This window comes from Seohaeicola saemankumensis (genome assembly GCF_042678485.1).
GTDB classification, from domain to species: Bacteria; Pseudomonadota; Alphaproteobacteria; order Rhodobacterales; family Rhodobacteraceae; genus Seohaeicola; species Seohaeicola saemankumensis.
In genome coordinates, this window is the sequence record NZ_JBHTKR010000004.1 from 333613 (window position 1) to 345485 (window position 11873).

General features: G+C 60.3%; 8 protein-coding genes. 7 read left to right on the forward strand and 1 reads right to left on the reverse strand.

The genetic code is table 11. The annotated features are described in order from the left end of the window. Window positions 1-86: 86 nt before the first annotated feature. Window positions 87-1070: a complex I NDUFA9 subunit family protein gene (locus ACFQ3C_RS11265; RefSeq protein ID WP_380791743.1), complete on the forward strand. Its 984-nt coding sequence runs from the start codon at window positions 87-89 to the stop codon at window positions 1068-1070. 6 nt (window positions 1071-1076) lie between these two features. On the opposite strand, the gene ACFQ3C_RS11270 is transcribed toward ACFQ3C_RS11265, so the two are convergent. Beyond that, window positions 1077-1880: an undecaprenyl-diphosphate phosphatase gene (locus ACFQ3C_RS11270; protein ID WP_380791745.1), complete on the reverse strand. Its 804-nt coding sequence runs from the start codon at window positions 1878-1880 to the stop codon at window positions 1077-1079. Window positions 1881-2098: 218 nt separating this feature from the next. On the opposite strand from ACFQ3C_RS11270, the gene ACFQ3C_RS11275 reads away from it, so the two are divergent. From ACFQ3C_RS11275 to queG, 6 genes are all read left to right on the forward strand, one after another. Next, entirely contained in the window at window positions 2099-3532 is a 1434-nt protein-coding gene (locus ACFQ3C_RS11275) for an NAD(P)-dependent oxidoreductase (protein WP_380791747.1), read from the forward strand. Between the two features lie 97 nt (window positions 3533-3629). Then, entirely contained in the window at window positions 3630-8168 is a 4539-nt protein-coding gene (gltB, locus tag ACFQ3C_RS11280; protein WP_380791749.1) for a glutamate synthase large subunit, read from the forward strand. A gap of 111 nt (window positions 8169-8279) precedes the next feature. After that, window positions 8280-9215 carry a Hint domain-containing protein gene (locus ACFQ3C_RS11285; RefSeq protein ID WP_380791751.1) on the forward strand — a complete coding sequence of 312 codons (936 nt, stop codon included), beginning with the start codon at window positions 8280-8282 and terminating at the stop codon, window positions 9213-9215. Window positions 9216-9245: 30 nt separating this feature from the next. Beyond that, window positions 9246-9986 carry a monofunctional biosynthetic peptidoglycan transglycosylase gene (gene mtgA, locus ACFQ3C_RS11290; RefSeq protein WP_380792135.1) on the forward strand — a complete coding sequence of 247 codons (741 nt, stop codon included), beginning with the start codon at window positions 9246-9248 and terminating at the stop codon, window positions 9984-9986. A 59-nt stretch (window positions 9987-10045) separates the two neighbouring features. Continuing rightward, window positions 10046-10711: an FtsZ-binding protein FzlA gene (fzlA, locus tag ACFQ3C_RS11295; protein ID WP_380791753.1), complete on the forward strand. Its 666-nt coding sequence runs from the start codon at window positions 10046-10048 to the stop codon at window positions 10709-10711. A 90-nt stretch (window positions 10712-10801) separates the two neighbouring features. Further along, window positions 10802-11851, forward strand: a complete 1050-nt coding sequence (queG, locus tag ACFQ3C_RS11300; protein WP_380791755.1) for a tRNA epoxyqueuosine(34) reductase QueG — start codon at window positions 10802-10804, stop codon at window positions 11849-11851. Window positions 11852-11873 lie beyond the last annotated feature (22 nt).

Consider the following 11873-nt stretch of genomic DNA (forward strand, 5'->3'; position numbering starts at 1 on the left):
CAGCGTGGCGCGACCCTGTAACGCCTTGTCCCAGCGGCTGACTGGGTTTAGGAACAGGCAGGATTTCCTTGGCCGGAGGCTGAAACATGTCGAAACTCGTCACCATTTACGGCGGATCGGGCTTTGTGGGCCGCTATATCGCGCGTCGTCTCGCCAAGGAGGGCTGGCGCGTCCGCGTCGCCGTGCGTCGTCCCAATGAAGCGATGCATGTAAAACCCTATGGCACGCCCGGTCAGGTCGAACCCGTGCTGTGCAACATCCGCGATGACGCCAGCGTTCGCGCCGTGATGCAGGGGGCCGATGCCGTGGTCAACTGCGTCGGCATTCTGGCCGAGGATGGCAAGAATCGCTTCGATGCCGTGCAGGCCGAAGGTCCGGGTCGCGTGGCGCGCATCGCGTCCGAGATGGGGATCGCCCGCATGGTGCATATTTCGGCGATCGGTGCCGATGCATCGTCGAAAAGCGACTATGCGCGCACCAAAGCGCTGGGCGAACAGTCGGTTCTTCAATTCATGCCGGACGCGATCATCCTGCGCCCCTCGATAGTCTTCGGGGCCGAGGATCAATTCTTCAACCGCTTTGCGCGCATGGCGCAAATGGGTCCGATTCTGCCCGTGGTGGGTGCCGAAACGCGGTTCCAGCCGGTATATGTGGATGACGTGGCCCGCGCCGCTGTTCTGGGTGTGATCGGCAAGGCGGCACCGGGCATCTATGAGCTGGGCGGACCGGATGTATCGACGTTCCGTAACCTGATGGGGCAGATGCTGGATGTGATCCAGCGCCGCCGGATGATCGTGAATATCCCCTTCCCAGTCGCGCGCTTCATGGCCTTTGGCTTTGACATGCTGAACAAGGTCACGCTGGGTCTGGTGCCTGCACAGATTACCCGCGACCAAGTCCGCAACCTGGCACGCGACAACGTGGTTGCCGAGGGCGCGAAGGGTTTTGCCGATCTGGGAATCGATCCTGTTTCGCTGGAAGCGGTGCTGCCGGATTACCTTTGGCCCTATCGCCCGTCTGGTCAGTACGCCGCGATCAAGGCCTCGGCGCGCAACCTGCGCCAGGGCTGATCGGCGTCAGCTGTAGGCATAGACCAGCAGGGCGATGCCCAGCACCACCCGGTAGATCACGTAGGGTGTGAAACTGACGCTGCGCAGCAGGCGCATCATCAGACTAAGCGCCAGCAAGGCTGCGAAAAACGCAAAGACCGCCGCGATGGCGCCATCGCGCGCCGCAGCGGCATCCGCGTTCATCGCGACCTCTGCGCCCAGCAGAATGCCCGAAGCGGCGATTGTCGGGATCGACATCAGCATCGACAGTTTGGCGGCATCGTGGCGCGCATAACCCAGCAGCCGCCCGCCGGTGATCGTGATGCCGGACCGGGAGGTTCCGGGAATAAGGGCCACGACCTGCCAGAGTCCCATGATCAACGCATCGCGGAGTGACCATGTGTCGGTCGTCTTTGCATTGGGGCCGCGCTGGTCCGCCCAATAGAGGACCAGACCGAAGATCAGCATCGTCCAGCCGATCACCACAGGGCCGCGCATCATGTCGTCCAGCCCCGTGACATTCAGGATCAGTCCGACGATCACAACCGGGATGGTCGCGATGACAAGGCACAAGGCCAGCCAAGCGCCCTGCGTGTCGATGCGACCCCGCAACAGGCGCGGTATGCCTGCCAGCCCCATCCGCACGTCAGGCCAGAAATAAAGAATCACGGCCAGCAGCGTGCCGACATGTACCGCCACGTCGATGACCTGTCCCTGATCCTGCATGCCGGTCAGAGCGGGCAATAAAATCAGGTGACCTGAGGAGGAAACCGGCAGAAACTCGGTTATGCCTTGAATGATGGCGACCAGAAAAAGATGGAAGAGAGGCATCGGGCTTATCCTCGGCTCTGTGCTGCGCACCCTATAAGGTATTGTCCTGTTTAGGAAAGAGTCTATTTAGGACCGATGCGGACCCAAAAATGACACCCTTTGGCGCAAATTGCTGCGCGGCAGCAAATAAAATCGTATTATAGGTCAATACTGCTGACTTTTAATGCGAAAGCGCTTGGTTTAGAAGGACGCCAAACAGTCCTGAACGGAGCTTTGTCGTGGCCAAGCAACCTATGCTGAAATTCGTCTCTGTGGAACGCGACATGCCGGAAAAGCGTGGCGCTGAATCGCGCAGGCATGATTTCAATGAAATCTATGCGGAATTCGCGGATGCGAAGGCTAAGGAACAGGCCAGCCGGTGCAGCCAGTGCGGTGTTCCCTACTGCCAGACGCATTGCCCGTTGCACAACAATATCCCTGACTGGTTGCGCCTGACCGCCGAAGGACGTCTGCAGGAAGCCTATGAAATCAGCCAGGCCACGAATACCTTCCCCGAGATTTGTGGGCGGATCTGCCCGCAGGATCGTCTGTGCGAAGGCAATTGCGTCATTGAACAGTCCGGGCATGGAACTGTGACAATCGGCGCGGTCGAGAAATACATCACGGATACGGCGTGGGAAAATGGCTGGGTCAAGCCGATCGTGCCGGCAATGGAACGTGACCAGTCCGTGGGCATCATCGGCGCCGGACCCGGTGGCCTTGCGGCGGCGGATGTACTGCGCCGTGCCGGCGTGCAGGTGACGATCTATGACCGCTATGACCGCGCCGGCGGCTTGCTGACTTATGGCATTCCCGGCTTCAAGCTGGAAAAAGACGTGGTGATGCGCCGCAACGAACAGCTGGAACAGGGCGGTGTGGAATTCGTGCTGAACTGCAATGTCGGCGAGGACATCAGCTTTGATGCCATCCGTGGCAAGCATGACGCGGTTGTCATCGCCACCGGCGTCTACAAGACCCGCGATCTGGAAGGCCCCGGCGCAGACGCCGAAGGCATCGTGCGGGCAATTGATTACCTGACAGCGTCCAACCGGAAAAGCTTTGGTGACGACGTGCCCGAATACGACAACGGCGAATTGAACGCTGCCGGCAAGCGCGTCGTCGTGATCGGCGGCGGTGATACCGCGATGGATTGCGTCCGCACCGCAATCCGTCAGGGCGCGACCTCGGTGAAATGTCTCTATCGCCGCGACCGCGCAAACATGCCCGGCAGCCAGCGCGAAGTGCAGAACGCCGAAGAAGAAGGTGTGGTCTTGGAATGGCTGAGCGCGCCCAAGGGCTTTGTCGGCGAACCGGTAACCGGCGTGATCGTGCAGAAGATGCGTCTTGGTGCTCCGGATGCTTCCGGCCGTCAGTCGCCCGAGGTGATCGAGGGCGCCGACTATGTCGAGGATGCGGATATCGTGATCAAGGCGCTGGGCTTCGAGCCCGAGGATCTGCCCAAGCTGTGGGGTGTTGAAGGTCTGGATGTGACCCGTTGGGGCACGATCCGGGCGGAATACACAACCGGCAAGACCAGCCTCGATGGCGTCTATGCCGTCGGCGATATCGTACGCGGCGCCAGCCTTGTTGTCTGGGCGATCCGCGACGGACGTGATTCGGCGCAGGCGGTTCTGGAATACCTCAACGGCGCGCGCGCCGTGGCGGCAGAGTGAAAGGACGGCGCGGGCCATGGGGCACCGCGCCGCAAATCAGATGATCTCCGAACAGGGCAGGACGCCCGTTCCGGCAGAATAGCGAAAGGCAGACGCCATGACCAAATATGATGAAAGCTGGGCCGCCGCCGAAGAAGCCAAGCGCAAGTGGATGGCTGAGAACGGTCTTTACGCCGAGGAAGAAGAGCATTCTTCCTGCGGTGTTGGTCTTGTGGTGTCCATCGACGGCAAGCCGTCGCGCAAGGTTGTCGAAAACGGAATCAACGCGCTGAAGGCGATCTGGCACCGGGGTGCCGTGGATGCCGATGGCAAGACCGGCGATGGCGCGGGCATTCACGTGCAGATCCCGGTTCCGTTTTTCTATGATCAGATCCGGCGCACCGGACACGAGCCCAAGACCGATCACCTGATGGCCGTGGGTCAGGTTTTCCTGCCGCGCACCAACTTCGGCGCTCAGGAAACCTGCCGGACCATCGTGGAAACCGAAGTCCTGCGCATGGGCTATTACATCTATGGCTGGCGTCACGTGCCGGTCGATATTTCCTGCCTTGGTGAAAAGGCCAACGCGACCCGCCCGGAAATCGAGCAGATCCTGATTTCCAACATCAAGGGTGTGGACGAGGAAACCTTCGAGCGCGAGCTTTACGTGATCCGCCGCCGGATCGAAAAGGCGGCAATCGCCGCCGGCATTCAGGGGATGTATATCTGTTCGCTGTCCTGCCGGTCGATCATCTACAAGGGGATGATGCTGGCCGAACAGGTTGCGGAATTCTATCCCGACCTTCAGGATCCCCGTTTCGAAAGCGCATTCGCGATCTATCACCAGCGCTATTCCACCAACACTTTCCCGCAATGGTGGCTGGCGCAGCCCTTCCGCATGCTGGCCCACAACGGCGAGATCAACACCCTGCGCGGCAACGTCAACTGGATGAAAAGCCATGAAATCCGCATGGCCTCCAGCGCGTTCGGTGACCTGGCCGAGGATATCAAGCCGATCGTGCAGGCCGGATCGTCCGACTCCGCCGCCCTTGACTCGGTGTTCGAGGTTCTGGTGCGCGCGGGCCGTTCCGCCCCCATGGCGAAAACCATGCTGGTGCCGGAATCCTGGTCCAAGCAGGCCGTCGAACTGCCGCAAAGCTGGCGCGACATGTATTCCTACTGCAACTCGGTGATGGAACCCTGGGATGGCCCGGCCGCCCTTGCGATGACTGATGGCCGCTGGGTTTGCGCGGGTCTTGACCGCAACGGCCTGCGTCCGATGCGCTATGTCGTGACCGGTGATGGTCTGCTGATCGCTGGTTCCGAGGCCGGGATGGTCCCGATCAAGGAAGCCACGGTGCGCGAAAAGGGCGCCCTGGGGCCGGGACAGTTGATTGCCGTCGACATGAAGGAAGGCAAGCTGTTCCACGATTCCGAAATCAAGGACCGTCTTGCCGCGGCCCAGCCTTTCGGTGAATGGGTCGGCAAGATCAACGAACTGGATGACGCCCTGGCCGGGGTCAGCGAAGCGGCGATGTTCACCGGCGCAGAACTGCGCAAGCGGCAGATCGCGGCTGGCTATACGATCGAGGAACTGGAACAGATCCTTGCCCCCATGGCAGAGGACGGCAAGGAAACGCTGGCCTCCATGGGTGATGATACGCCCGCCGCGGTGCTGTCGACCAAGTACCGCCCGCTGTCGCACTTCTTCCGCCAGAACTTCAGCCAGGTGACCAACCCGCCGATCGACTCCTTGCGCGAATTCCGCGTGATGAGTCTGAAGACCCGTTTCGGCAACCTCAAGAACGTTCTGGATGAAAGCAGCGCGCAGACCGAGATCCTTGTGCTGGACAGCCCGTTTGTCGGCAATGCCCAGTGGGATGAGGTGACGCGCAATTTCAACGCGCCCCTGGTCGAGATCGATTGCACCTTCCCGGTGGGCGATGATCATGATGCGCTCCGCAAAGGGCTGGAGCGTATCCGCGCCGAAGCCGAAGACGCGGTGCGGTCCGGTGCCGGACATCTTGTTCTGACCGACCACAAGCAAGGCACGGACAAGGTGCCGATGCCGATGATCCTGGCAACCAGTGCCGTGCATTCGCATCTGACGCGCAAGGGTCTGCGGACTTTCTGCTCGCTCAACGTGCGCTCGGCGGAATGTATTGATCCGCATTACTTCGCCGTGCTGATCGGTTGTGGCGCCACTGTCGTGAACCCCTACCTGGCCGAGGACAGCATCGCTGACCGCATCTCGCGCGGGTTGATCGACGGCTCGCTGACCCAGGCGATGCGCCGCTACCGCGAAGCGATTGATCAGGGTCTTCTGAAAATCATGGCGAAGATGGGGATCTCGGTTCTGTCGTCCTATCGTGGCGGCCTGAACTTCGAAGCGGTCGGCCTGTCGCGCGCCATGTGCGCCGAATATTTCCCCGGCATGACCAGCCGGATCAGCGGTATCGGCGTGACCGGTATCCAGCGCAAGGCCGAGGAGGTCCATAACAAGGGCTGGCTGAGCGGCATGGACGTTCTGCCGATCGGCGGTTTCTACAAGGCGCGCCGCTCGGGCGAGACCCATGCCTGGGAAGCGACCTCGATGCATCTGCTGCAGACGGCCTGCAACAAGGCCAGCTTCGAAATCTGGAAGCAGTATTCGGCAAAGATGCAGGCGATGCCGCCGATCCATCTGCGCGATCTGCTGGCGATCAAACCGATGGGCGCGCCGATCCCGATCGAAGAGGTGGAAAGCATCACCTCTATCCGCAAACGTTTCGTGACGCCGGGCATGTCGCTTGGGGCATTGTCGCCTGAGGCGCACAAGACCCTGAACGTCGCCATGAACCGTATCGGCGCCAAGTCGGATAGCGGCGAGGGTGGCGAAGACCCGGCGCATTTCGTGCCGGAACCCAATGGCGACAACCCCAGCGCCAAGATCAAGCAGGTGGCATCGGGTCGTTTCGGCGTGACCGCTGAATACCTGAACCAGTGCGAAGAGCTTGAGATCAAGGTGGCCCAGGGTGCCAAGCCCGGCGAAGGTGGCCAGCTGCCCGGCATGAAGGTCACCGACCTGATCGCCCGTCTGCGCCATTCGACAAAGGGCGTGACCCTGATCAGCCCGCCGCCGCATCACGACATCTATTCGATCGAGGATCTGGCGCAGCTGATCTATGACCTCAAGCAGATCAACCCGCGCGCCAAGGTCACCGTCAAGCTGGTGGCACAGTCCGGCGTCGGCACGATTGCGGCAGGCGTGGCCAAGGCCAAGGCCGATATCATCCTGATTTCGGGTCACAATGGCGGCACCGGGGCAAGCCCGGCAACTTCGATCAAATACGCGGGCCTGCCGTGGGAAATGGGCCTGACCGAAGCGCATCAGGTTCTGTCCATGAACAACCTGCGTGACCGGATCACCCTGCGGACCGATGGCGGCCTGCGGACGGGGCGTGATATCGTGATGGCCGCTATGATGGGCGCCGAGGAATACGGGATCGGCACCGCAGCGCTGATCGCGATGGGTTGCATCATGGTGCGCCAGTGCCAGTCGAACACTTGCCCTGTGGGTGTCTGCACCCAGGACGAGGCGCTGCGCGCCAAGTTCACCGGGACTGCCGACAAGGTGGTGAACCTGATCACCTTCTACGCGCAGGAAGTGCGTGAGATCCTGGCAAGCATCGGGGCGCGCAGTCTGGATGATGTGATCGGCCGCGCCGATCTTCTCAGCCAGGTCAGCCGTGGCTCGGCACATCTGGACGATCTGGACCTGAACCCGCTGCTGATCACCGTCGATGGCGCCGGCGATATCGTTTACGATCGCGCCAAGCCGCGCAACGTGGTGCCTGACACGCTGGACGCGGAAATCGTTCGCGATGCGGCACGGTTCCTGGAAGATGGTGAAAAGATGCAACTGTCCTACGCGGTGCAGAACACGCACCGCACCGTCGGCACGCGCGTTTCCAGCCATATCGTCAAGCGTTTTGGCATGCGCAACGCGCTGCAGCCGAACCACCTGACAGTGAAATTGACCGGGTCGGCTGGTCAGAGCCTTGGCGCTTTCGCGGCACCTGGGCTGAAGCTGGAAGTGTCGGGTGACGCCAATGATTATGTCGGCAAGGGCCTGTCCGGTGGCACCATCGTAGTGCGCCCGCCGATGGCCAGCCCGTTGACCGCATCCGAGAACACGATCATCGGCAACACGGTGCTGTACGGGGCGACGGATGGCTACCTGTTTGCCGCCGGTCGCGCGGGCGAACGCTTTGCCGTGCGCAACTCGGGGGCCAAGGTCGTGATCGAAGGGTGCGGCAGCAATGGTTGCGAATACATGACCGGTGGCGTCGCTGTCATCCTTGGTGAAATCGGGGCCAACTTCGGTGCCGGGATGACCGGTGGCATGGCCTATCTTTATGATCCGAACGGCATTGCCGCGAAGATGATGAACATGGAAACCCTGGTGACCTGCCCGGTGTCTGTTGCTTACTGGGAAGATCAACTGAAGGGCCTGATCGAACGCCATCTGGCCGAAACCGGAAGCCGTCGCGCTGCCGATATCCTTCAGCACTGGGAGCAGGAGGTCGGGCATTTCGTGCAGGTTTGCCCGAAAGAGATGCTGATCCATATTCCGCACCCCCTGGCCTTGGAAGAGCGCGCATTGCCTGCCGAATAAAACAACCAGTAGGCGATTACTAAAATTCAAGGAAACCCGGCAATTAAGGCGCCGGGTTTTCTTAATTTTGCCATTTGTCAGATTTAATTAAGACAAGAAAAACCGCTTAAGTTGTTTAAACTTTTTGCGGTAGGCATGATGCCCGGCACGTACAGCTTCAGCTTCTTTTCGATCGATCCGGGAAATCCGCCGGCGCGCAACAGCGCGCTCACCCCTTCAACGCTGACCGTCACGGATCAGAACGACAACGGGATCATCGGCACATCGCAAGGTGACACGATTGGCGGTTTCACCGTCGCCAGCGTTTGGGTGGGTGATACCATCACGGTCAGAGTCGACGGGAAAAACGTTACTATTACGGGTGTAACCTTCTACCGGACCGGCGCTTCTGCGGTTTTCATGCCAACAGATGGCACTGTCCTGACCAATGCGACATTCCGCTCGGCGACATATGTAAATACGTCCACGCAGTACACCTTGCCCCCGGTGCCCTGTTTTGTTGCGGGCACGTTGATTTTCACCGCGCAGGGCGCTCGTCCTGTCGAAACCCTGAAACCCGGTGATTTGATCCTGACCCGCGACAGCGGCATGCGCCCGTTGCGCTGGATCGGTCAGACGACTGTCAGTGGCCAGGATCGGTTTGCTCCGATCCGGTTCATGCCTGGCACCTGCGGAAACACGAACCAGTTGCTGGTGTCACCAAACCACAGGATTCTGGTCACCGGCTGGAAAGCCGAGATGTACTTTGGCGAGCGTGAGATCCTTGTTCCCGCCAAGACGCTGGTCAACGGTGACACCATCATGTCGGCCCCCTGCGAGACGGTGACCTATGTCCACTTGCTGCTGGACCGTCATGAAGTGATCTTTGCCGAAGGCGCGGCGACCGAAAGTCTGCATCCCGGCGACTACCTTCTGGCCGGAGCCGATGAAACCGCTGCCGAGATCCTGGCACTGTTCCCGGAATTGGCCACCGAATCCGGTCGGCGCAGATGGAAATCCGCACGCAGTATTGCAAGAACCCGCGAGGCAAGGCTTCTGGCAGCATGAGTGGCCTTTCCGAATGCTTACAGCTTGCCTATAGCTGTGCATGTGGCACGCAAGACAAAAACAACCAGGTCCAAACCTGCTTCCTCTGCCCGGCGGTTTTCGCCTTTGCGGAGCGTCAAGCGTTGGTTTGTTGTCGGTATTCTCGGGGTCGCTGTGCTGCTTGCGGTCTGGGTGGTGTCTTACAAGGTGATCAACCCGCCCACGACAGCCTACATCCTGTCCGAAAAGCGATACCTTGGCGAAATTGACCGCCAATGGGTGGACGTCGACCTGATCGCACCCGTGATGCTGCGGTCTGTGGTGGCCGCTGAAGATGCCAATTTCTGCCTTCACACCGGCTTTGACCTGGACGCGATCAAGACTGCCATCGAGGCTGGCGCGAACAGGGGGGCATCGACGATCACGCAGCAGGTCGTGAAGAATGCATTCCTCTGGCATGGGCGCAACTGGGGCCGCAAGGTTCTTGAAGCTCTGTTGACCCCTGTGGTTGAACTGACCTGGTCCAAGCGCCGGATTCTGGAAGTCTATCTGAACATTGCAGAATTCGACGAAGGCATTTTCGGGGTTCATGCCGCGGCATGGCACTATTTCGGAATTGGCCCCGAAAGCCTTTCGGCGCAGCAGGCTGCAAGTCTTGCAATGGTGCTGCCTGCGCCAAAGGCGCGATCAGCTTCGAATCCCAGCGCGTCACAGCGACAGCGTATCGCTCTGATCCTCGATGGGGCGCAATTGATCGCCAAGGATGGCAGGGCAACCTGTTTCGAGGATTGAAAAACCGCGCCGGGCAGGGCATGCAGGACATAACCCGTAATTGAAGGCAACATCGTCACATGGCGCGGCTATTTCACGTTCCTCTATCTCCTTTCTGCCGAAAAGTGCGGTTGAGCCTTGCGGAGAAACGGATCGAGTGTGAGCTGGCCGAAGAACGGTATTGGGAGCCGTCACCGGATTTCCTGCGGCGCAACCCTGCCGCAAAGGTTCCGGTTCTCAAGATCGACGGCAAGACGATGTCGGAAAGCGCCGCGATCTGCGAATACCTGGAAGAAGCTTATCCAGACCCCTCTCTCATGCCGCGCGGACGGGATGAACGCTACGAGGTGCGCCGTCTTGTGTCCTGGTTTGATGACAAATTCCATCAGGAAGTAACGTCCAAACTGCTGTACGAGCGCGTGAACAAAAAGATCATGGCCCGCGGCTTTCCAGACAGCCGCAACGTCAAGGACGGCGCAAAGGCGATCAAGTTCCACCTCGATTACATGTCTTGGTTGCTGGATCACCGCCGCTGGCTGGCCGGTGACACGATCACGCTGGCCGATTTTGCCGCTGCGGCGCATCTGTCTTCACTGGACTACATCAGCGATGTGGACTGGAACCGGTCGCAATCCGTCAAGGACTGGTACGCCACGATCAAGTCAAGGCCGGCATTCCGCTCGATTCTGGCGGACCAGGTCCCCGGGTTTCCGCCGCCGGCGCATTATGCCGATCTCGATTTCTGATAATCGCGGCCACGGACGGCGGGCACAGCCCGTTCTCCCGCCTTTGCCGTCATCCCCTGCCATTCGCGGGCAAGCAATCGCAGGCATGCCGTGGACAGGCTGAAGCAACACTTGGTTGAACAGGCCCTGGCCGAGGGTTTCGATGCCTGTCGCATCTGTCGGCCATGGGATGTGCCGCAGGTGCCTGATCGGTTGGCGGCCTTTCTGGAGGCAGGGTATCATGGCCAGATGACATGGCTGGCTGAACGCAGCGATTGGCGCGGTGATCCGGCGGCTCTCTGGCCGGCGGCGCGGTCAGTGATCATGCTGGGGGAAAGCTATACGCCAGACAGTGATCCGCTGGCAGCCCTGGAGCAGAAAACCGCAGGAACAGTCTCTGTTTACGCGCAGAACCGTGACTATCACGATCTGGTCAAGAAGCGGCTCAAGCGCCTGGCGCGCTGGCTGATTTCGCAAGGCGGGGGTGAGGTCAAAGTCTTTGTCGACACCGCGCCGGTGCCGGAAAAGCCCTTGGGGCAGGCGGCCGGGTTGGGTTGGCAGGGCAAGCATACGAACCTGGTCAGCCGACAGTTAGGCAGCTGGTTCTTCATCGGGTCGATATTCACCACCCTTGATCTGCCCTCGGATCCGGCCGAGGTCGATCACTGCGGTTCCTGTTCGAATTGTCTGGATATCTGCCCAACAGGGGCCTTTCCGGCGCCTTACAAGCTGGATGCGCGGCGGTGCATTTCCTATCTGACGATCGAACATAAGGGGCCGGTTGATCCTGAACTGCGGCCCTTGATGGGCAACCGGATCTATGGCTGCGATGATTGCCTGGCGGTCTGCCCCTGGAACAAATTCGCCGTGGCCGCGCGCGAGATCGGATACAAGGCCCGACCTGATCTGCAAGCGCCACCTTTGGCGGAACTTGCCGCGCTGGATGATGCAGGCTTCAGGGCGTTCTTTTCGGGCTCGCCGATCAAGCGGATCGGACGCGACCGGTTCGTGCGAAATGTGCTTTATGCAATCGGGAATTCGGGCGATGCCGCGCTGCTTGAATCTGCCCGCTCCCTGGTGAACGATCCCGCAGCCGAGGTCGCGGATGCCGCGCTCTGGGCTGTGAAGCGACTGCAAACTGACGCAAATGGAATGGTTTAGTCGGCAGACTGCGCTACACCCT